This window comes from Flavobacterium beibuense (genome assembly GCF_004151245.1).
Taxonomy (GTDB): Bacteria; Bacteroidota; Bacteroidia; order Flavobacteriales; family Flavobacteriaceae; genus Flavobacterium; species Flavobacterium beibuense_A.
The window spans coordinates 12,746-36,489 of record NZ_JUIW01000009.1; the positions used below are offsets into that span (position 1 = coordinate 12,746).

Annotated in this window: 12 protein-coding genes; 6 read left to right on the top strand and 6 right to left on the bottom strand. The window is 39.5% G+C overall.

Annotated features, from left to right (window positions below):
- Positions 1-7: 7 nt before the first annotated feature.
- Together NU09_RS12770 and udk are read right to left on the bottom strand one after the other, a co-directional pair.
- Complete coding sequence (locus tag NU09_RS12770; RefSeq protein ID WP_129751686.1) at positions 8-358, bottom strand: FtsB family cell division protein; 351 nt, start codon at positions 356-358, stop codon at positions 8-10.
- A 64-nt stretch (positions 359-422) separates the two neighbouring features.
- Positions 423-1,031: a uridine kinase gene (gene udk, locus NU09_RS12775; protein WP_129751687.1), complete on the bottom strand. Its 609-nt coding sequence runs from the start codon at positions 1,029-1,031 to the stop codon at positions 423-425.
- A gap of 123 nt (positions 1,032-1,154) precedes the next feature.
- Between udk and NU09_RS12780 the strand changes: the two genes are divergently transcribed.
- The gene (locus tag NU09_RS12780) at positions 1,155-2,603 is read left to right on the top strand and encodes an alpha-amylase family glycosyl hydrolase (protein ID WP_129751688.1); all 1,449 of its coding nucleotides are present in this window, start codon (positions 1,155-1,157) and stop codon (positions 2,601-2,603) included.
- A 59-nt stretch (positions 2,604-2,662) separates the two neighbouring features.
- On the opposite strand, the gene NU09_RS12785 is transcribed toward NU09_RS12780, so the two are convergent.
- From NU09_RS12785 to NU09_RS12800, 4 genes are all read right to left on the bottom strand, one after another.
- Positions 2,663-3,136 (bottom strand): hypothetical protein, encoded by a 474-nt coding sequence (locus NU09_RS12785; protein ID WP_129751689.1) that lies wholly within the window; start codon positions 3,134-3,136, stop codon positions 2,663-2,665.
- Positions 3,137-3,523: 387 nt separating this feature from the next.
- The gene (locus NU09_RS12790; RefSeq protein WP_129751690.1) at positions 3,524-4,198 is read right to left on the bottom strand and encodes a response regulator; all 675 of its coding nucleotides are present in this window, start codon (positions 4,196-4,198) and stop codon (positions 3,524-3,526) included.
- Positions 4,199-4,204: 6 nt separating this feature from the next.
- The gene (locus NU09_RS12795) at positions 4,205-5,050 is read right to left on the bottom strand and encodes a sensor histidine kinase (RefSeq protein WP_165357695.1); all 846 of its coding nucleotides are present in this window, start codon (positions 5,048-5,050) and stop codon (positions 4,205-4,207) included.
- 107 nt (positions 5,051-5,157) lie between these two features.
- Entirely contained in the window at positions 5,158-6,747 is a 1,590-nt protein-coding gene (locus tag NU09_RS12800) for a peptide chain release factor 3 (protein WP_129751692.1), read from the bottom strand.
- Between the two features lie 214 nt (positions 6,748-6,961).
- Between NU09_RS12800 and NU09_RS12805 the strand changes: the two genes are divergently transcribed.
- The 5 genes from NU09_RS12805 (at position 6,962) to NU09_RS12825 (ending at position 23,743) form a co-directional block, all read left to right on the top strand.
- A complete protein-coding gene (locus NU09_RS12805; protein ID WP_129751693.1) occupies positions 6,962-9,412 on the top strand; it encodes a hypothetical protein in 2,451 nt (816 codons plus the stop codon).
- Between the two features lie 62 nt (positions 9,413-9,474).
- Positions 9,475-13,437 (top strand): beta strand repeat-containing protein, encoded by a 3,963-nt coding sequence (locus tag NU09_RS12810; protein ID WP_129751694.1) that lies wholly within the window; start codon positions 9,475-9,477, stop codon positions 13,435-13,437.
- Positions 13,438-13,501: 64 nt separating this feature from the next.
- A complete protein-coding gene (locus NU09_RS12815) occupies positions 13,502-20,785 on the top strand; it encodes a gliding motility-associated C-terminal domain-containing protein (RefSeq protein ID WP_129751695.1) in 7,284 nt (2,427 codons plus the stop codon).
- Between the two features lie 70 nt (positions 20,786-20,855).
- The gene (locus NU09_RS12820) at positions 20,856-21,788 is read left to right on the top strand and encodes a type IX secretion system membrane protein PorP/SprF (protein WP_129751696.1); all 933 of its coding nucleotides are present in this window, start codon (positions 20,856-20,858) and stop codon (positions 21,786-21,788) included.
- An 11-nt stretch (positions 21,789-21,799) separates the two neighbouring features.
- Positions 21,800-23,743: an OmpA family protein gene (locus NU09_RS12825; RefSeq protein WP_242501879.1), complete on the top strand. Its 1,944-nt coding sequence runs from the start codon at positions 21,800-21,802 to the stop codon at positions 23,741-23,743.
- Position 23,744: the final 1 nt, after the last annotated feature.

Below are 23,744 nucleotides of genomic sequence, written 5' to 3' on the forward strand. Positions count from 1 at the left end.
TACCATTTTAAAGAGATTTAGTGTCCTCATCGGGAGGCACGCCATCTTCAAATTCTATGATATATATATCCTCGTTTTCACGCTTCATGTAATATTTTTCACGTGCATATTTTTCGGTCTGATCCGGATTGTTAAGGTGCTTTATACTAATGCTGTCCTTTTTTATTTCCTCTTTGTAATATTCCTTGTTTTCCTCCAGCTCTTTTATCTCCTTATCCAGTATCCTGTGTTCAAAAAAAGAATAATTGTCCAGAAAGAACCACCATACAGTAGCTAAAATAGCAACAAGTACATACCTGTTTCCCAGTATTTTGAGAAAAGGATAGCGCTCTGTTAATTTGCTGAATGGTTTTTTCATTACAGGAGTATAATTTACTTTACAAAGTAATGGTTTTTTTCGGACTTATGCAGGCTTAAAGTGCTTAAAGTATCCTTTGGTTAATAACAGTCCTTACCACATCTATTGCTACTGTATTATACCTGTCATGAGGTATAATAATATCAGCAAACGCTTTTGTAGGTTCAATAAACTGCTCGTGCATGGGTTTTAGCGTGGTTTGATAACGGTTAAGCACTTCGTTCATATCACGGCCGCGCTCTGCAATGTCACGCCTTAGTCTTCTTATCAGCCTCTCGTCAGAATCGGCATGAACAAATATCTTGATGTCAAAAAGCTCCCTTAGCTCAGGATTAGAAAGTATGAGTATGCCTTCTACAATCATAACCTTTCTTGGGTGGGTTACTATAGTATCTCCTGTGCGGTTATGGGTAACAAAAGAATAAATCGGTTGTTCAATAGTTTTCCCCTCCTTAAGTGCTTTTAAATGTTGGGTTAACAATTCAAAATCAATAGAGCGGGGATGGTCAAAGTTAATTTTAGTCCTTTCGTCATAACTCAGGTTTGTAGTTTCCTTATAATAAGAATCCTGAGATATAATGCCCACTTCGGTAAGCGGAAGTTCATTCATTAACTGATGTACCACGGTTGTTTTTCCGCTTCCGGTACCTCCTGCAATTCCAATTACTAGCATAAGAAATCCGTTATCCTGTGTTTTTGCAAAAATAACAAAATAAGGTAGTTGTTTTAGATTTGAAAATGTTTTTTAGATTAAAAGCAGGTTAAATAATGCTATATTTGAAACAAAACTTATGTTATGCTAAGAAAAATATTTTTAATGTCCTGCCTGTTTTTTGTGGTAGGGGCCTCAGCACAAAAGGAAGTTATCTATCAGGTATTTCAGCGCAGTTTTTTTGATAGTAATGGCGATGGAACAGGTGACTTTAAAGGTATTCAGCAAAAAATGGATTATCTGCAAATGCTGGGTGTTAATGCGATAATGCTGTCTCCGGTCTATCAGTCGGATGTTATTAATAATCTTTATGCTACAGACTGGAATGAGACTGATAATGCTTATGGGAGTTTAAACGAGTACAGGTCTTTAGTGCAGGAAGCACATAGGAGGAAGATGAAAGTATATCAGGATCTAGACCTAAGGTATGTTACTGATAAACATGAATGGTATACAGATAAAACCAAGTATAAAGATTATCTTCTTTTAAAAGACAATGCTAATAAAGAATACACTAATGCTAACCGTGAGGAGGCTCAGGCCATTGCTATTAACCTTAAGAAAGGAGAGGTTAGGGGAGAGATAGTAAAAATGCTTCAATACTGGATTAATCCTGATGGCAGTTCCTCTTATTACAGCGGTGTTGATGGTTTTAGGTTCAGTAATGTGTCTGACACTTTTGGTGGTCAGAGCAACTTGCTTAGGGAGTTTTGGGTTCCCGTTATTAAGGGAATAAGGGATACAAAGGCAGATTTACTTATAATGGCTTCACCAGCTGATGATAAATATAATAATGACGATTTTTATAATGTAGGCTTTGATGCTGTATTTGACAGAAAACTTAGAGAAGGAATAGTTTCTTTTGATAAGAAAAAGCTTGAGAATGCTATAGCGACAACGATACTTAACGTTCCCGAAAATAAAACTCAGATGGTTTTTGTAAGCGGTTATGATGTGGGTAGGTTTGCCAATCCGGAAAATTATAATTCGGATCAGCTTAAGGCTTTGGCAGCGCTTAATTTATTTTTAGGGGGTAAACCTGTTATCTATTATGGTGAGGAATTAGGTACTCCTTCTATTGATGAGGTGAAAGGCATGGAACGAATTATTTGGAGCAGGGGAGATAGTATAGTTTCTAACACACAATGGTATATGCCTTTTATGAAGGCTGATGGTAAATTATATGAAGCCAGGCCCGTTACTGAACAAATAAAGGATAAACAGTCTTTGTGGAGTTTTTATAAACAGTTATTACAGTTAAAAAATCATCCTGCACTTACTGAAGGACAGTATGTTTCTATGAGAAACGAAAATGAGCACGCTATTTCTTTTTTAAGGGTGTCTAAAGTAGAGAAATTACTTTTTGTTATTAATCTTTCAGATGAAGAACAAAGAATATATCTTAATCCGGATATTATTATAAAGTTTAACAACAGCAGAATGCTGTTAGGTGAAAAAGAATGGAATTTTTTGAGAGGAGGAAGAGCCACAACGCTGCCTCCTTATGGTGTTGCGGTATGGCAACTTCTGTAAAAGTTTTTAAATAACTCTAAATAAAAAAGCCTCCTTAAGGAGGCTTTTTAAGTAATTTTCTAGATGTTATGCAGTGTTATAGCTGTAATGTATGAAACTCTTTTATTCCATTCTTCAGTTAAGCTATACTGATTAGAAGGGATTCTCCATATTTTAGTTTCATAAATACATTTACCATAGTTTTCTAATTCTTTTGCTGTAGAATAATCTTTTAGTTTTTCTAACCCCCTTACAGCAATAATCGCTAAATGAGGTTTGATGTTTAAGCCCATTACTGAGTCCATGATGTGTGTTATTCTTTTGCGCTGTTCCGTAGGGCAGTTAGAAACCATCAGGATGTTTTTCTTTTTTACAGTAACTAAATAAGTACCCTCATTAATGTTTGCAGAAGGAGGTAATGGCTCCATAAATGTTCTGCCGGTTTCGTGAAAGTACAATCTGCGGATAGATTCGGGCTTTAATTTTTTGCAGATTGCATTAATTGTTCCAGCTTTTCCAGAGCTTCTGGACCCTTTGATAATAATGTACTTCATAGTGGAGATTGTTTTGGTGATTACATGATAAAGTACAGAGGCTATTTTCGGTCAATACTGATGCAGCCGTATTTAAGAAAGGGAGTGTGATTTGGATAGCTCCGGTTTCTTTAAAATACGTAATAGGATTTCTAAAATAGATTTGCATAGTAAAATAACTTTAATAAATGTTTAAAAAACACCCGCCTCCGGCTGATTCTCTTTTTGGGTCGTTTAATGAGAAAAAGTGGATTCGATTTTATTAATCGTTGTAATAGTGTTACTTTTTTTTGTTAAAAAGTAATTCTTTTATGTTATTTAATTCCTTCAAACTTACTATATACGTAAATAATTGCCTTACGGTTTTCCATAACTATAGCAAGTTGAACATTAGATTTTAATTTATTATTAAATAATCCCCATATCCTTTGCTATAGAGATAAGATGTATAGTGTTTTTAGCCTTGAAAAATATTTTCAGCTTATTTATTCTTTTTTCTATACTACTTATACTCGAAGGGGTTTTTCCCTCTTTTTTTAATAAATAGCTTATTTCATCCTGTGTTAATCCTTTAGAGAGATTTTTTATTAAATCGATATCATACTGTTCTATTTCAAAGAACAGATCTTCTTTTAAAAGCTGATTTAATTTTGGCGAAATATAAGTGCTCTTTTTTTGGGACTTAGATATGGTATCTATGGCTTCTATAAGCTCTTGAGTACTTTCCCTTCCTTTTATTATATAAGCATCTATTTTATAATCTTCAAACAGTGATTTTACTTTATAGGGCCTGTCTTCAATAGTGTATACAATTACACCAATATCAGATTGTTCGGCTTTTATAGTTTTTATTAACTCTTCTCCCGATGCTATTTTAGATTCTCGATGATCTTCAGTAAAAGATAAGTCAGTAATAATTAAATCATACGGCTCTTTTTCGAAGATGGCTTTTTTAATTTTTAGAAAAGCTTCATCACAATATTTTGTGCTACGGACATCGGCATTGTATTTTTCCTTCAGGGCAGTTGTAAGTCCCAGGTTAATACTGTCTATATCTTCTGTTATAAGGATTTTTTTAAACATATGAGGTTATGCGGGATAGGTTAATGTGAGGTGGAGTCCTTTTCCCGGCTTAGGCTCAAAAATAACCTTACCGTTTATAGAAACCATACGGTTTTCCACATTTAAGAGTCCGTTTTTTGAAGTAATAGGACTTATTTGCATCCCTATTCCGTTATCCGAATAACTAATGCATATTTTACCTCTTTTCAGTTTAAAGTTAATAACCACTAAAGTTGCATTGCTGTGCTTTTTCATATTTACCATGATTTCCTGCAATGCTCTGTAAACAGCAATCTTTTTAGTCTCACTTATTTTATTCCAGTCTATCTTATCTACATCTTTTATTATAATGTTTACATCGGTAGCCTGATATTCGCTAAGCATTAGTTTTAACTGGCTTTTATATCCTGTTCCGGTATCTATATTATTTATCTCCCTGGAAATATTTCTACTCTTGCTATAAACGATTTCCAGGTTTGTTAAAAGCCTCTCTTTATTGTGGATTTCACTAAGATTATTATAGGATGCATGGCACATTACGTTGTAAATCTCATTAGCAATTTCATCATGAACCCTTTTTGCTATGCGTACTTCGGTGTCGTAGTTGGTAAGTATTTTTTGTTTTTTTAGTTTGATTTTTACCAGCCTGTGTGCTACACATAAGGCTGCGATAACTATGAGGGTACATATGATAAAAAGTGTAGCCTCCGGATGCTCAAAGACGGATCCTTTAACTGTAAAACCAAGCTCTTTTTGCGTTATAAAATTTTGAAAAATGGCAAAAGGATGCCTTAGGGTAAAATTACCCATTAAATGATTTGTGGTAAGGCGCAAGACAACCTCGCGGGTTGTCTCAAAAGAAAGCATAATCATCTATATGACTGAATTAAAAATTAACTAATGGCTAAGGTCAGATGCCATTTTATTAATCTTCCCTGTTTACAGGATTATTACAGTGATTTTAGCTAGTTTGTAATAAATCAATCAAATTCAGATGTAAAGAACAGCTTAACTGTCGGATATTTTTGTTGCGTCATTTGAATAGAAAAATCAGAGTCGGCTAAAAATACCAGTTGCCCGTATTTATCTTTTGCCAGAAACTTCTGTTTTATCCTTTTAAACTCAGCAAATTCTTCATTTTTAGAATCTTCCGGCTTAACCCAGCATGCTTTAAAAGCCGGGAAATTTTCGTAAGAACATTTAGCACCATATTCGTGCTCAAGCCTGTACTGGATAACTTCGTACTGAAGCGCTCCTACAGTACCTATTACCTTACGGTTGTTCATCTCCAGGGTAAACAGCTGGGCAACACCTTCGTCCATTAACTGGTCAATACCTTTTTCAAGCTGTTTGGCTTTCATTGGGTCAGCATTGTTAATGTACCTGAAGTGTTCAGGTGAAAAGCTTGGTATTCCCTTAAAGCTCATTGTTTCACCTTCAGTAAGTGTATCCCCAATTTTAAAATTACCTGTGTCATGAAGACCAACGATATCGCCTGGGTAAGAAATATCAACAATCTCTTTCTTTTCGGCAAAAAATGCGTTTGGACTCGAGAACTTAAGGTTTTTATTTAACCTTACGTGAAGGTACGGTTTATTTCTTTCAAATGTACCGGATACTATTTTTATAAACGCAAGCCTGTCCCTGTGTTTAGGGTCCATGTTGGCATGTATTTTAAATACAAATCCCGAGAATTTCGTTTCGTCAGGTTTTACGGTTCTGGTATCTGAGTCTTTTGGTCTTGGTGATGGGGCTATTTGAATAAAGCAGTCAAGAAGTTCCCTAACACCAAAATTATTTAACGCCGAACCAAAGAATACAGGCTGAAGTTTTCCTTCAAGATAAGCCTGTCTGTCAAATGATGGGTAAACCTCATCAATAAGTTCAAGCTCTTCCCGTAGTCTTTCAGCAGGTTTTTCTCCTATTATTTTTTCAAGCTCAGGGTTGTTTATGTCAGAAAAAGCAATGGTCTCTTCAATATTTTTTCTGCTGTCACCGCTAAAAAGATTTATGTTCTTTTCCCAGATATTGTAAATACCCTGAAAATCATACCCCATCCCAATAGGGAAACTAAGCGGAGTAACTGTTAATCCCAGTTTTTGTTCCACTTCGTCCATAAGGTCAAAAGCATCTTTACCTTCACGGTCAAGTTTATTGATAAACACCAGCATAGGAATGTTTCTCATTCGGCAAACCTCAACAAGTTTTTCGGTTTGCTCCTCAACACCTTTTGCTACGTCTATAACAACAATAACGCTATCTACAGCTGTAAGTGTTCTAAAGGTATCTTCGGCAAAATCCTTGTGACCCGGTGTATCAAGGATATTGATTTTTTTATCCTGATAATTAAAAGCAAGTACCGATGTAGCGACAGAGATACCTCTTTGTCTTTCAATCTCCATAAAGTCGCTGGTTGCGCCTTTTTTAATCTTGTTACTTTTTACAGCACCGGCTTCCTGAATTGCTCCTCCAAAAAGAAGAAGTTTCTCAGTTAATGTGGTTTTACCGGCATCTGGGTGTGATATAATACCGAATGTTCTCCTTTTCTCTATCTCTGTATTAAAGCTCATTATCTTTTTACCTCTGTTACTTTATCTAAATTCTATTTGCAAAAATAACTTTTATAAGCAATAAAACATGGTAAATCGCTATGCAGTTCGTCGATAAAATCATGCGGTTCGTCGATACTTTTGCGATATTGGTAATACATCTTTACTGTTACTGAGAATGTGGGTAATTTAATGTCAGTTTTTAGGAAAATTGTTGAATTAATACTAATATTTTATGATATTGAAAATTACCCCAAACCGATTAAAAACCCTCATATTTCTTGCTTTTTTTGCGTTTTTGCCGCTTTTACAATTGCAGGCGCAAACGAGGGTTTACGCTAATTCGGCTACAGTTTCCAATGCGGCCCATATAGATAATGCAACCAATGCTTATGATAGTAACCTTACAACGTTTGCCAATGTTAGGGCAAATTCAGGAGTTGCTCTGGGTGTAGGTGCGTATAACGGATATATTGAATTGCAGTTTCCTTCAACATTACCTGCAAATACCATTTCTTATGTAAAAATTGAAACGGAAGACGATTTATTAAACTCTTTATTAGGAGGAAGTTTAGGAGAACTATTGGCAGATGTGCTGGGTGTAGTTTTAACAGGAAGTCAGGAATTTACTGTACAGGCAAAGAATAATACCACAATTGTTTTGCAGGGAGACAGTCAGGATGCCGGAGAGTTTGCTACAGACAGGATGAGGATAGTAGTTGATGATGCCGGAGATTTTTATGTAATGATAACCCCTGATCAGGCTTATAACAGGATCAGGATTACTAACAGGACAGGTGGTTCATTATTAGGTCTGGGTACGGTAAAAAATCTGTCGGTTTATGATGCCTATTATGTAACGGCTCCTGCAAATTGCGGTCAGCCGGTATTTACTTCATTCAGTGCATCAGGGTTAAACCTTGATCTTATAGATTTAGGTACTAATGGTGTGCAAAATCCAGAAAATGCAATTGATGCCGATCCGGATAATTTTTCGACACTTAGCTTTGGGGTTTTAGGCGTTGCAGGTGCTATAGAGCAAACCGTATACTTTGAAGGATCTTCTCTGTCTACAGATGAGTTTACCCTAAGAATGAGGCTTACCGGAACAATATTAGATTTAAATCTTGCTAATAATATAAATGTAAGGTCTTATAATGGTGCTACCCTTGTACAGGATGTAACGTTATCTACACTGTTAAGCTTAAATCTTTTAAATTTAAATGGCGGTGAAATTACATCTATTCCTTTAACTCCGGGAGCGCCAGTAGACAGGATAACTTTAGAGTTTGAATCGTTTGTGGGATTATCGGTGTCACAAAATCTTGACTTTTTTGGTATAACCAGAACTGCTGCTCAACCTGAAATTACAGATGTAGATACTCAGGATGCCAGAGGCTGTGAGGGAGGTACAGTAGATTTATATGCTGATACAGATCCTGCTAACGAACTTAGATGGTATGATGCCGAAGAAGACGGTAACCTTTTAGCAACCGTAGCTGCAGGTGATCCTTTTACAACACCTACACTTACTGCAGATGTAACGTATTATGTAGCTGTAGCAAGAATAGGCTGCACTGAGGAATCGTTAAGGGTAGCAGTAGATGTTACTGTAACCAGTGTAGCTACTCCTAGTGGTACAGCGACTCAGGAGTTTTGTGCTTACGGAGGATTTACAGTGAGCGATATAGCTGTTAATGAAAGTAATGTTGTTTTCTATGATCAGGCAACCGGAGGTGCACAATTTTTAGATACCGATGCATTAACCGATGCTACAGTATATTATGCGGCTCAGGTAGATGCATTAACAAATTGTGAAAGCGTAACAAGATTTGCAATAACAGTAAACTTAAATGATTTGTGTGATGTTACCCTTAACGTTAAAGTGTTATTACAGGGAGCATTATATAACTCAACACCTGGTGTGATGAGAGATAATTTAAGAACTCAGGGTCTGATTCCGTTAAACCAACCCTACAGCAGTGCGCTTAATTCAAGATTTACTCAGGTAAATGGCGGAGGTACAGAAACAACTACAAATACTGTACTTAATGCAAATTCAGGAACAAACGATGCTATTGTTGACTGGATTTTTATAGAGATAAGAGATGCGGCAAACTCTCAAACAGTTTTCAAAACAGTATCGGCACTTTTACAGCGTGACGGAGATGTGATTGCATCAGACGGAAGCTCCCTGCGAGTTACCGGATTACCTGAAACGTTCTACATAGCTGTAAAACACAGAAATCATTTTGGAGCTATGGGCAGCCAGTTATTAACCGTACTAAATGGTGAAGTAGCCCTAGACTTTACAACAATAGATACCGCCGATTTATTTAGCCTTAGCGGATTTACAGGAGCAAACGCCATGGTTACTGTAAGCGGTGTAAAGGCATTATACGCAGGTAATGCAAACTATGATAATAAAGTAAAATATGACGGCGCCGCAAACGACAGGCAGGTTCTTGCCGGCCAGGTGCTTTCTCACCCTTCAAACACTAATCAGGTACTAAACTTTTCCAGTGCAACCGGATATTATTCGGGAGATGTGAATATGGACGGAAAAGTATTGTATGACGGCGCAAGTAATGAAAGGCTGATAATACAGAATATAGTTATAACCTACCCATTAAATACCAGCGGACTGAACAATTATAATGGAATGGTAGAGCAAATACCACAATAAAAACTGACAATCGGCTTATGCCTTTCAAAGTCTTTTATTACCTAACCACTATAATAAAGCCTATGAAAAGTTTTATCCTAAAAATAACATTACTAATAACAATGCTATTAAGTACTACATATTTCTATGGACAGAGTGTTGAGTTTACTATAAAATTCGACACGGCTAGCTGTAGCTATGAAGTATATGCAACATCAGATACTACTGGTGATATTTTTGTGGCAGGAGGAAGCCAGATTTCAATAGTGCTTCCTGCAGCTGTTGGTAACAGCAGCCTTACAGTAACTTCTTCATCATCATTATCATGGGTAGATAATTCACAGGTATACGTACCTGCGGCAGACACATCAAGTGATTTTCATTCAATAGCAACAAACGGAGGTTTACTAAATTTTGTTGCTACAGAGGAACTGCTGATTTTTACTTTTGAGTTACCGGGCAGTGCCTGTTGTGCACCCGGAGTGAGGTTGTTTGAAAATGGCAGTGACCCTGACTCTACAGCATCAGGGATGCTGGGAGGGGACTTTAACAGCTATTTTGGTGATGCCTTCACTTTTGTTGATTACTATAGCGGAAACTACGATAATACAACCAGTGTAGATCCCCCTACAGGAAATGCTACTCAGGATTTTTGTGAAATAGACAATCCTACAGTGGCAGATTTGGTTACCAACGAGGAAGATGTTGTATGGTATGATGCCGCCAGTGGCGGCACTGCCTACAGCAGTACTGATGCTTTAACTGATGGAACTACTTATTATGGAGCGTTAGAACCGGGAACATGTGAAAGTTCTTCAAGATTTGGTGTAACGGTTACTATAAATGATGTTGTAACCCCAACCGGAGATGCCACTCAGGGCTTTTGTTTGGTTGATAGTCCTAAAGTAAGCGATATCATTGTTTCAGGAGGTACAATAACCTGGTATAGCGCTGCTACCGGAGGTAGTGTTGTAGCCGGTACAACTGCTTTAACCGACGGTACTACTTATTATGCTTCAATTACAGATGGTGTAAACGGATGTGAAAGTTCAGTAAGATTAGCAGTAACAGTTACCATAAACGATGCTGATACTCCAACAGGAGATGCTACACAGGAGTTTTGTGCCATAGATAATCCAACAGTTTCAGATTTAAATGTAAACGAAAGCAATGTAACCTGGTATAATGCTGCCACAGGAGGTAGTATTGTAACGGCAGGTACGGCACTAACAACCGCAACAACATATTACGGGTCGTTAACAGATGGTGTTTCAGGTTGTTCCAGTGCTGTACGATTTGCAGTTACAGTAACTATAAATGATGCAGCAACTCCTACAGGAGATGCAGTACAGGAATTTTGTGAAATAGATAATCCAACTGTAGCAAGTTTAATTGTTAATGAGGGAGGCGTAAGCTGGTATGCTACCGCTACCGGAGGTAGTACCCTTGCTACAAATGTTGCTCTTGCAGATGGTTCTACTTACTATGGTTCACTTACCGACGGAGTTTCGGGATGTGCCAGTTCAAGCCGTTTTGCAGTTACAGTAACTATAAACGATCCGGGTACTCCAACGGGAGATACTACCCAGGAGTTTTGTGCTATAAATAATCCTACAGTTGCAAATCTTACTGCTTCAGGAGGTACAATAACATGGTATGCTGCCGCTACCGGAGGTAGTGTCCTTACAGGAGGAACTGCTCTTACAGACGGTACTACTTATTATGCTTCAATAACCAGTGGGGGTTGTGCCAGTGCAAACCGGTTAGCAGTAGCAGTAACCATAAATGATGCTGCGACTCCAACCGGAGATGCCTCTCAAAGTTTTTGTACTGCCGATAGTCCTACAGTAGCAGATCTTGTTACAAATGAAGCTGGGGTTACGTGGTATACAGCGGCTACAGGGGGCAGTACAATTGCCGGGGGTGCAGCTTTAACGGATGGTACTACTTACTATGGGTCATTAACAGATGGCGTTTCAGGTTGTGCAAGTTCAGCAAGATTTGCTGTAACTGTAGCCGTAGGTAATGCACCTACACCAACAACAAGTGACGCCACACAGGATTTTTGTGCGGTAGATAATCCAACTATAGCAGATTTAGCAACAAACGAATCGGATGTTATTTGGTATAATGCAGCTACAGGAGGTACAGCATACAGTGATACTGATTCCCTTACTGACGGAACTACTTACTATGGAGGTCTTGTTGTAGGCAGCTGTATTAGTGCAACCCGTTTAGCGGTAACAGTTAATATAGATGATGCTGCCACACCGGGTGGGGCAACAACTCAAAACTTTTGTGCTATAAATAATCCTACGGTAGCCAATTTATCTGCTACAGGAGGCACAATAACATGGTATAATGCTTCTACAGGAGGTAGTGTGGTATCATCAGGCACAGCATTAGTAGATGGCACTATATACTATGCCTCAATTACTGATGGCGTTTCAGGATGTGAAAGTTCTGTAAGGCTTGCGGTAACTGCTAATATAGATGACGCCGCTACACCAGGAGGAGATACTGAACAGACTTTTTGTGCTATAGATAGTCCTAAAGTTAGCAATCTGGTTGCAACAGGAGGTACTGTTACATGGTACACGGCAGCTACAGGAGGCAGTTCTATAGCTGGTAGTACAGCTCTGGTGAATGGTTCTACTTATTACGGATCTTTAACCGATGGGGGTTCAGGATGTGCCAGTTCAGTTAGGTTAGCGGTCACGGTAACCGTAAACGATGCTGCAACCCCTACAGGAGATGCTGCTCAGACTTTTTGTGCAATAGACAGTCCCGCAGTTGCTGATTTGACAGCTTCTGGCGGTACTGTTACCTGGTATACAGCAGCTACCGGAGGTAGTGTAGTTACCGGAGGTACAGCCTTAGTTGATGGTACAACTTATTATGGTTCATTAACACAAAATAGCTGTGAAAGTTCAGTAAGACTGGCAGTAACAGTAACCATAAACAACGCTTCGGCACCTACCACTGTTGATGATACTCAGGAGTTTTGTGGGTATGATAATCCTACACTTAGCGATATTCAGATAAATGAAAGCAATATAACATGGTATGCAGCCTCTTCAGGAGGTTCTGCATTATCGACAGGTACAGCTTTGGTAAACAATACAACCTATTATGCTTCTTATACAGACGGAGTTACAGGTTGTGAGAGTACTTCAAGACTTCCTGTAATGGTAACACTTACCACATCATGCGATATTGCACTTAATATAAAAGTAATGCTACAGGGTGCCTTATCAGCAACATCAGACGGATTGATGCGTGATGATTTAAGGACGGCAGGATTAATCCCTACAAATCAGCCCTACAACAGTGCATTGAATACAAGATTTACTCATGTAAATAATGCAGGAAATGAAACAACAAACAGTACAGTTTTAGATGCTAACGATGGTACAGGTGATGCAATTGTAGACTGGATATTTGTAGAAATAAGAGATGCTGCAGATGAGACAACCATACTTGAAACACATTCGGCATTATTACAGCGTGACGGTGATATAGTTGATTCTGCAACGGGAGGCGCATTCAAGTTAACTTCCATGCCGGAAACATTTTATGTTTCGGTAAAACACAGAAACCATTTTGGGGCCATGACATCAAGTCCGGTAACGGCTTCAATGGGGTCGGCCACTGTAGACTTTACAGCCTTTATAGATGCACAGATATATCATTTGCCTTCAAGCCCTGACAATGTGGCTATGAATAATATAAACATAACAGGCTATGTAGGCAGGGCACTTTATGCCGGTAATGCCAACTACGATACAAAAATAAAATATGACGGTGTAAATAACGACAGACAAACAATGGGAAGCCAGGTGCTTTCTCATGTGAGTAATACAGGTCAGGTATTAAATTACGAAGCTGTTGGCTACCTGTCGGGAGATATAAATATGGATGGAAAAATAAAATATGATGGTATCAATAATGAAAGGCAGGTAATGCAAAATTCAGTATTAACATACCCTTTAAATACAAGTCTTTTAAACAACTACAATAATATGATAGAGCAGATCCCCCAATAAAATGGAGTACTGGGAGTAGCACACCATTTTTACAAAATTATTTTTAATTATATACTGATAGCGTATGAGAAGTTTTCTACTTAAAATATTATTGCTCGTAACATTGTTGTTTTCCGCACAACAAATGTATTCGCAGCAAATAGACCTTACCCTGAAATATGTTTCGGCAACGAACACGTATGAAGTGTATGCAAGGCCTGATTTTACCCAGAATAATTTCTTTCTGGCAGGCGGTAGTCAGATAACAGTTGTCCTTCCGGCTTCTGTTACTGATGGTGCACTTGCAATAACAACTGTTGCCGGGGGGCCATGGTCTGACAACTCACAGGTGTATGCACCCGGAGCAGCTTCTGAAAAAGATTTTCATGGTATCGCCACAAACGGTTCTAATATAAATCTAGTTGACGGAGATGAGCTGTTGCTTTTCCGTTTTACTTTAGCCGCAGGCTGTGTAAACGATGTGCGTATCTATAATAATTCAGCAGATCCGGGTCCTTCCGATACGGGAATGAACGGAGCTGATTTTGGCAATTACATGGGTAATGTTTTTGATCTTCAGGATTATTATGGCGTAAACTACAATAATTCAGGTACATCATGCGGAGTGGTGGACAATGATGGAGACGGTGTTGCCGAGGGTACAGACCCCGATGACAATGACCCGTGTGTGCCAAATGCCAATTTTGCTACCTGTGATCAGGATGGTGACGGATTAAATAATTCGGAAGAAGCTTTAATAGGTACTAATCCTACAAATCCTGATACAGATGGCGATGGAATAAATGACGGTGATGAGGTTATAGGGGGAAGCAACCCCTTAGATTCTTGTAGTCCTGTACCAACGGGAGGTTGCCCGACGGATGCTGACGGAGACGGTTCTCCTGCAGGTACCGATCCTGATGATAATAATCCGTGTGTACCTGATAATACAGCAGGTGCCTGTGATCAGGATGGTGACGGACTTAACAATACTCAGGAAGCCATATATGGTACAGACCCAACAAACCCTGATACAGATGGAGACGGTATTAATGACGGTAGTGAGATAACAAATGGTACCGATCCGCTCAGTGCCTGTAGCCCAAATTTAAATAATCCTCTTTGTGATAGGGATAATGATGGTCTAACCAATGCTGAGGAAGCCTTGATTGGAACAAATCCTACGTTAGCAGATACAGACGGAGATGGTTTGTTAGATGGTGATGAGGTTACAAATACAACAGATCCTCTAAACCCTTGTGACCCTAATGTGGGAGCAGGGCCTTGTGATCAGGATGGGGATGGCCTTACTAATAGCGAAGAGAGCGCTTTAGGAACTAACCCTACAAATCCGGATACTGATGGTGACGGAATTAATGATGGTGATGAGGTTACTGGTGGAAGCAATCCGCTAAACCCTTGTGACCCTAACCCTACCAGCCCTGCCTGTACGGTAGATCCTATGATAGACTTTACTGTAAGATTTGATCCTGCCACATGTACTTATGAAGTATATGCTTTGCCTAACTTCTCGACAAGCGACTTCTTTATATCGGCAGGTAGCCAGATTTCGGTTGTGTTACCAGCCTCTGTAGATAATCAGGCCCTAGTGGTAACTTCGGTTAACGGAGGTGTATGGCTGGATGCTTCGCAGGTATATGCACCTGCTGCCGATACGGCAAATGATTATCACGCTATAGCAACAGATGGTTCTGCGTTTGATTTTGTAGCAGGTAACGAACTGCTGTTATTTACATTTGTGTTACCTAATACTACCTGTTGTGCAGACGGAGTAAGATTATTTAATAATGATACCGATCCGCAGTCTACAGATTCTGGTATGTTAGGAGGAGACTTCAACAATTATGTTGCCGATGTATTTGTTATGGACGACTACTATAACGACAACTACGATAATACAGGTTTAATATGTGATCCGTGTTTAATTAATCCGGTAGCAACACCTACTACAACAAATGCTACACAACTGTTTTGTGTAGTAGATATGCCTACATTGGCCGATATTCAAGTAAATGAAGCCAATATCAGATGGTATGATGCAGCAACAGGAGGAAATCTTCTTCCGGACACTACACTACTTACAGATGGTACAATATATTATGCAGTCCAGTTCGAAACAGTGAATAACTGCGAAAGTGAAAACAGGCTCGCAATTACAGTAACTGTAGGTGATGCAGCAACACCAACTACTACGAATGCTACTCAGGATTTCTGCGTGGTTGACGGTCCTACGGTAGCCGATATTCAGGTAAATGAAGCTGGAGTGATTTGGTATGATGCCGCAACAGGCGGTAATGTGGTTGCAGCTACTATAGCACTTGTAGACGGTTCTGTTTACTATGCGGTATTAACTGACCCTGTTACGGGATGTGAAAGTTCTGTAAGATTGGCTGTTACTGTAAATGTAAGCAATGCTCCAACACCAACGACAACAGATACTACTCAGGACTTCTGTTTAGTGGATGGATCTACGGTAGCCGATATTCAGGTGAATGAAACCGGAGTGATTTGGTATGATGCTGCTACGGGAGGAAGTGTTGTAGCTAACGGCGCTTCTTTAGTAGACGGAATGATTTACTATGCAAGTTTAACCAATGCTGTTACAGGATGTGAAAGTTCATTAAGATTAGCCGTAACAGTAAATGTAAATGATGCGGCTACACCAACAACTAATGATGTGACTCAGGACTTCTGTTTAGTTGATATGCCAACAGTAGCCGATATTCAGGTAAATGAAACCGGAGTGATTTGGTATACGTCTGCTACAGGAGGAACAGCTTTATCTGCGTCAACAGCTCTTGCAGACGGAATTTATTATGGAAGCCAAATCGATGCGATTAACGGATGCGAAAGTTCAGTGAGGTTAGCAGTAACAGTAACAGTAAACGATGCAGCTACACCTACTACTACCGATACGACTCAGGATTTCTGTCAGGTTGATATGCCAACAGTTGCCGATATTCAGGTTAACGAAGCCGGAGTATTATGGTATACTTCAGCAACAGGTGGAACAGCTTTATCGGCATCAACAGCCCTTACAAACGGAATATATTATGGAAGCCTAACCGATGCGGTTAGCGGATGTGAAAGCTCAGTAAGGTTAGCGGTAACAGTAATAGTAAATGATGCTGCTACGCCAACTACAATAGACGCTACTCAGGATTTCTGTCAGGTTGATATGCCAACAGTTGCTGATATTCAGGTAAATGAAGCAGGTGTTGTATGGTATGATGCCGCTACAGATGGAAATATAGTTGCCAATACAACAGCCCTTGCAAACGGAATATACTATGCAAGTCTAACCGATGCAGTAAACGGGTGTGAAAGCTCAGTAAGGTTAGCGGTAACAGTAACAGTAAATGATGCTGCTACACCTACTACTACCGATACTACTCAGGACTTCTGCCAGGTTGATATGCCAACAGTAGCCGATATCCAGGTGAATGAAACTGGTGTTGTATGGTATGATGCTGCTACAAACGGTAATATGATAGCCAATACAGCAGCCTTAGCAAACGGAATATACTATGCCAGTCTAACCGATGCAGTAAACGGGTGTGAAAGTTCAGTGAGGTTAGCCGTAACAGTAACAGTAAACGATGCGGCTACACCTACTACTACCGATACTACTCAGGACTTCTGTCAGGTTGATATGCCAACAGTTGCCGATATTCAGGTAAATGAAACCGGAGTAGTGTGGTATGATGCTGCTACAGATGGTAATATGATTGCCAGTACAGCAGCTTTAGCAAACGGAATATACTATACCAGTCTAACCGATGCAGTTAATGGGTGTGAAAGTTCTGTGAGACTAGCGGTAACAGTAACAATAAATGATGCTGCTACACCAACCACTACAGATGCAACTCAGGACTTCTGTCAGGTTGATATGCCAACAGTTGCCGATATTCAGGTAAATGAAACCGGAGTAGTATGGTATGATGCTGCTACAAATGGTAATATGATAGCCAATACAGCAGCCTTAGCAAACGGAATATACTATGGTAGTCTAACCGATGCAGTTAACGGTTGTGAAAGCTCAGTGAGGTTAGCTGTAACCGTGACAGTAAATGATGCAGCCACACCAACTACTACTGATACTACTCAGGACTTCTGTGTGGTTGATATGCCAACAGTTGCCGATATTCAGGTTAATGAAGCAGGGGTTGTTTGGTATGATGCTGCAACAGGCGGAAATACGGTAGCCAATACTACTGCGTTGGCAGACGGAACTTATTATGCAAGCCTGACCGATGCGGTTAGCGGATGTGAAAGTTCTGTGAGACTAGCGGTAACAGTAACAATAAATGATGCTGCTACACCAACTACTACCGATACTACTCAGGATTTCTGTCAGGTTGATATGCCGACAGTTGCCGATATTCAGGTTAATGAAACCGGGGTGGCATGGTATGATGCTGCAACAGGCGGAAACCTGATAGCCAATACGGCAGCCCTTACTAACGGAACGGTTTATTATGCAAGCCTGATCGACGCGATTAACGGATGTGAGAGCTCAGTAAGGTTAGCGGTAACAGTTAACGTAAACGATGCTGCTACGCCAACTACTACCGATACTACTCAGGATTTCTGTCAGGTTGATATTCCGACAGTTGCCGATATTCAGGTTAATGAAACCGGAGTTGTTTGGTATGATGCTGCAACAGGCGGAAATACGGTAGCCAATACTACTGCGTTGGCAGACGGAACTTATTATGCAAGCCTGACCGATGCGGTTAGCGGATGTGAAAGTTCGGTAAGGTTAGCAGTTACAGTTAATGTAGATGATGCTGCTACACCGACGACAAATGATACAACGCAAAACTTCTGTGTGGTGGATGCACCAACAGTTAATGATATTCAGGTTAATGAAACCGGAGTTGTTTGGTACGATGCTCCAACCGGAGGGACAGTGGTCGCAAATACAACTGCTTTAGTAAACGGCATAACTTACTATGGTAGCCTGACCGACCCTGTTTCTGGTTGTGAGAGTTCAGTGAGACTGGCAGTAACAATTACTGTTGAAGATGCTGCTACGCCAACAACTACAGATACTACTCAGGATTTCTGTGCAGTTGAATTGCCAACTGTTGGCGATATTCAGGTAAATGAAACCGGAGTAACATGGTACGATGCTGCAACAGGTGGTACAGCTATAGCCGATACAACACTACTAACAGATGGTACTACCTATTATGCAAGCCTTGCAAATGCTAACGGATGTGAAAGTTCTGTAAGGTTAGCGGTAACAGTAACTGTTAATACAGGAATGACACCTACAACTACAGATACTACACAAACGTTCTGTACAGCGGATAACCCTACTGTGGATGATATTCAGGTTAACCAAACCGGAATAATATTCTACAACGCAGCAGTAGGAGGTACAGCTATCGCAGCAGGTACACCGCTTGTAGATAGTATGATATACCACGCTTCATATACAGATCCTCTTACAGGGTGTGAGAGCTTAGTGAGGCTGGCTATTACGGTTACATTAAGTAATGGTACTACACCAACAACCCCTAATAGTAATCAGACATTCTGTTCGGTTGACATGCCAACAGTTGCTGATATTCAGGTAAATGAAACCGGGGTTATTTGGTACACTGCGGCAAGCGGAGGGACACAGGTGCTGGATACTGCTGCCCTTGTTAACGGAATGACATATTACGCAAGTATAACAGATGCTAACGGATGTGAAAGTTCTGTAAGGTTAGCGGTAACAGTAACGGTTGACAGTGGTACTACGCCAACAACTAATGATACCACTCAAACGTTCTGTGCAATTGATATGCCTACTGTAGCCGATATTCAGGTTAACGAACCTAACGTTACCTGGTACGATGCCGCAACCGGAGGAAACGTAGTTGCTCCTGGAACAGCTCTTGTGTCCGGAAACACTTATTATGCTTCTGTACAATCTATAGCAGGATGTGAGAGCAGTGTTCGTCTTGCAGTAACAGTAACGATTGATAGTGGTACAACCCCAACTACTACAGATACTACTCAGGACTTCTGTGCGGTTGACATGCCTACAATAGCAGATATACAGGTGTCACCTGTGGGAACTATATTCTATGCAGTGCCAACAGGAGGTGCACCACTGGATCCTTCTACTGCCTTAATAAATGGTATGACCTATTATGCCGCCTTTGTTAATGCAAATGGTTGTGAGAATATAGACAGGTTGGAAATAACAGTTAATGTAAATAATGGTATTACTCCAACTACTAATGATACTACTCAGGATTTCTGTGCGGTTGATATGCCAACAGTTGCCGATTTACAGGCTAACCAGGCTGGTGTGGTATGGTACTCTTCTTCAACAGGGGGAACACCACTGCCAACAGATACTCCGTTAACCGATGGAGGTGTTTATTACGCTTCAATTATAAACGGAGGATGTGAAAGTCTTGTAAGGTTAGCTGTAACGGTTAATATATTTGGTACAGCAGAAGCGACAATAACCAACCCTGACCCTAGGACATGTTATGGTGCCGAAATGGTTTATACTACCGAAGCAGGTAATACAGATTATGTTTGGACAGTAACAGGAGGAGTAATTGTGGAAGGCGGTACAGCTACAGATAATACGGCTGCAGTTATCTGGACATCAATAGGTGCCGGTAATATATCAGTTTCTTATACAGACCCTAACGGATGTGCCGGAACAGTAGAAGGTTCACTGGATGTTAATGTGGTGAGTTGTTCGGATTTATCAATCACAAAATCTGTTAACAATTTTAATCCGCTTATAGGTGAAAATGTTATTTTTACGATTACAGTAACTAATGATGGAGAAAGCACATTTACTGATCTTGAGGTTAGTGAACAGCTGCCGGACGGTTATGAATTTGTAGATTATACTGTAACAGAAGGTACATATGATGAGGTTTCAGGTATATGGGTAATACCACAACTTGATCCGGGAGAATCGGCAGTATTACAGATTGTAACTCAGGTGCTGTTTGGAGGAGATTATTTAAATGTGGCCTTTATTATAGGATCAAACCCAATAGATAGTCTGCTGGATAATAATGAGGCTTCAGCTTTCGTAGAGCCATCATGTTTAACAGTCTACAATGAGTTTACGCCAAACGGTGACGGACTTAATGATACCTTCAGGATTGATTGTATTGAATTCTACCCTGATAATAAACTGGAAGTGTTTAACAGATTCGGATCATCTGTATACAAAACGTCAGGTTATCAAAACGATTGGGACGGAACTGCAAATGTTGACGGAACTGTTAGAAGAGGAGAGAAACTTCCTGTAGGTACTTACTACTACGTACTGGAGGTAGACGGTAAGGTTAAAACAGGCTGGTTGTATATAATGAGATAAATAATGGTTTAGATAAGAGTGGCAGTTATGCTGCCACTCTAAACTATCAAATAACAAAATATATTTAAGTATGAAAATCACACCAAAATTTATAAAAAGATATATCCTGACAGGGTTGCTTTTTACTGCATTTGCAGTAACAGCACAACAGGATCCTCAATACACCCAGTATATGTATAACACGCTTACAGTTAATCCGGCTTATACGGGTACTGTAGGTCACCTTGAAGGAATACTGCAACATCGTTCGCAATGGGTAGGTCTTGACGGGGCACCAACTACACAGGCGTTCAGTATACATTCTCCAATTGCTAACGAAAGAATGGGACTGGGGTTAAGTGTAGTTAATGATAAACTAGGGCCTTCTCAGGAGTTTTTTGCCAATGCTAACTTTGCATATATAATTCCGGTAGGATATGATGCTAACCTTTCATTTGGTTTAAAGGCTGGTGTAAGGGTTATGGATATAGACTGGTCTAAAGGTATTTATTATCAGGATGGCGACCCTTTGCTTAACAGTAACATAAATAATAAGCTTACTCCCACAATAGGGGCAGGTATTTATTACTATACAGACAGGATGTATGCGGGTGTTTCTGTGCCAAGCTTTATCCGTTCTGATTATTATGATGATGTTCAGGAGTCTACAGTTTCAGACAGGCTGCACTATTATATTATGGGAGGCTATGTGTTTGATTTATCTGATAATTTGAAATTTAAACCTGCTGTTTTAGGTAAAGTAGTATCGGGTGCGCCGGTAACTGTAGACCTTTCGGCTAACTTTTTAGTGTATGAAAGGTTAACTTTAGGTGCTTCATACCGTTGGGACGATTCGGTTAGTGCCTTAGCAGGGTTCCCGATAACGAGAGGTGTTTTTGCAGGATATTCTTATGATTATACTGTGACAAATCTTAATAAGTACAATAACGGTACTCATGAAGTTATTTTACGATTTGAACTTCTGCCTCCTAATCAACGTGTTAAATCTCCAAGATTCTTCTAAAAAATATAATTATGATGAGAAAATTATTTTTATTCAGCTTATTATTTTGCATAGCATCAGGTTTTGCCCAAAACAGGCAGCTTAAAAAAGCAGATCGCCTTTTTGAAGACCTTGCCTATGTAGAAGCGGCAAAAGCCTATGAGGAATATCTTGAGAAAGAACCAGCCCCCTCTACGCAAACAGTAATGCATGTTGCCGATGCTTATTATTTTACGGGTAATAACAGCAGTGCCTTAAGATGGTATACTAAACTCAATACCATTTTAGCCGATAATATGGATGATACCTATTTTAACAGGTATATACAAACCCTGAGGGCTGCCGAAGATTATAAAAAAGCCGACGAACTTTTAAAGAAACGCCTGGATAATAAGGGAGATCAGGTTTTGATTAAAAGATTTATAGATCAGCGAAAATATCTTGATAGTATTAATGCCGAACCGTCTAACTACACGGTTACGAATTTGGCATCCAATAGTGATAAAGCCGATTTTGGAACGGCATTTTATGGTAACCAGATTGTTTTTTCTTCAAGCAGGGATACCACAAAAATAGGAGGTAAGATATACTCATGGAACGACCAGCCTTATCTGGAGCTGTATGTGGCTGACAGAAATGCTGAGGACGGCTCGCTGTTTAGCGCTAAAAAGTTTTTGCCTAAAGAACAGTCACAATATCATAATGCTACTATAGCCTTTATGCCCGACCTGAAAACGGTATATTATTCTGCCAATGTTGTAAAGCCTAACGACAAACTTATTACTGATAAAAGTGGTACAGGAAACTTTGAAATTATAAAAGGCGTTATTGAAGGTGAGAAATTTTCTAAAACTGAAAAGCTACCTTTTGACAGCAAAGACTATTCGGTTGGGCATCCGGCTATAAGTGCTGATGGCAAATGGCTCTATTTTGTGTCTGACATGCCCGGAGGTTATGGAGATACAGATATTTATGTAGCTCAGATTTTTGACGACGGTAAATTAGGAGATCCTAAAAACCTTGGTGATAAGATAAATACTTCGGGCAGGGAAATGTTTCCTTTTATAAACGACAGTGTGCTTTATTTTTCTTCTGACGGACATTACGGATTAGGTGGACTGGATGTTTTTGAAAGCAAACTTACCGGAAGACTGGAGTTTAGTGAGCCTAAAAATCTTGGAAAACCTGTAAACAGTAATGTAGACGATTTTGCTTACATCATTGATAAAGAGAAAAAGTACGGATATTTCTCCTCAAGCCGTAAAGGAGGTAAGGGAGACGATGATATATACTATTTTACAAGACAGGAGCCACCTTGCAAACAACTGGTATCGGGTAAGGTAACCAATGCTAAATTCAATGTTCCTATAAACCAGGCAGACATAAAAGTGTATGACGAGTTTGGGGATGTAGTAAACTCGGCAAAAACAAAAGAAGACGGAACTTATGTTGTTGAGGTTCAGTGTAATTCTAAAATTAAAGTAGAAGCTTCTAAACCAAACCATACAAAAGCAGAGAAGGAATTGCAAACAGATAAAAAACATGATTTTGAGACCAAAGACGTAAATTTTGAGCTTAATAACTATGATGATTTGGTTAAGAAAGAAGGAGATGTGGAAAAAGTAGCTATCAATCCTATTTACTTTGATTATGATAAATGGGATATTACTCCACAGGCTGCAGAAGAGCTTGATAAGGTGGTGTATATTATGAAAAACTTCCCTGCTATTGTAATCAAGATTGAATCGCATACCGACTCAAGAGGTAAAGATGCTTATAATATAACGCTTTCTGAAAACAGGGCGCAGTCTACTTATAGGTATATCCTGGAGCATGGTATAGATGCATCAAGAATAGAAAGTGTTAAAGGTTACGGAGAAACGCAGTTAAAAAACAAATGCAGTAATGGTGTGCCGTGTACCGAAGAAGAACACGCATTAAACAGAAGGTCAGATTTTATTATAGTGAAGAAGTGAT

Coding starts and splice junctions, on each gene's coding strand:
- NU09_RS12770 (WP_129751686.1), bottom strand. CDS start 358: ATGAAAAAACCATTCAGCAAATTAACAGAGCGCTATCCTTTTCTCAAA.
- udk (WP_129751687.1), bottom strand. CDS start 1,031: ATGCTAGTAATTGGAATTGCAGGAGGTACCGGAAGCGGAAAAACAACC.
- NU09_RS12780 (WP_129751688.1), top strand. CDS start 1,155: ATGCTAAGAAAAATATTTTTAATGTCCTGCCTGTTTTTTGTGGTAGGG.
- NU09_RS12785 (WP_129751689.1), bottom strand. CDS start 3,136: ATGAAGTACATTATTATCAAAGGGTCCAGAAGCTCTGGAAAAGCTGGA.
- NU09_RS12790 (WP_129751690.1), bottom strand. CDS start 4,198: ATGTTTAAAAAAATCCTTATAACAGAAGATATAGACAGTATTAACCTG.
- NU09_RS12795 (WP_165357695.1), bottom strand. CDS start 5,050: ATGATTATGCTTTCTTTTGAGACAACCCGCGAGGTTGTCTTGCGCCTT.
- NU09_RS12800 (WP_129751692.1), bottom strand. CDS start 6,747: ATGAGCTTTAATACAGAGATAGAGAAAAGGAGAACATTCGGTATTATA.
- NU09_RS12805 (WP_129751693.1), top strand. CDS start 6,962: ATGATATTGAAAATTACCCCAAACCGATTAAAAACCCTCATATTTCTT.
- NU09_RS12810 (WP_129751694.1), top strand. CDS start 9,475: ATGAAAAGTTTTATCCTAAAAATAACATTACTAATAACAATGCTATTA.
- NU09_RS12815 (WP_129751695.1), top strand. CDS start 13,502: ATGAGAAGTTTTCTACTTAAAATATTATTGCTCGTAACATTGTTGTTT.
- NU09_RS12820 (WP_129751696.1), top strand. CDS start 20,856: ATGAAAATCACACCAAAATTTATAAAAAGATATATCCTGACAGGGTTG.
- NU09_RS12825 (WP_242501879.1), top strand. CDS start 21,800: ATGATGAGAAAATTATTTTTATTCAGCTTATTATTTTGCATAGCATCA.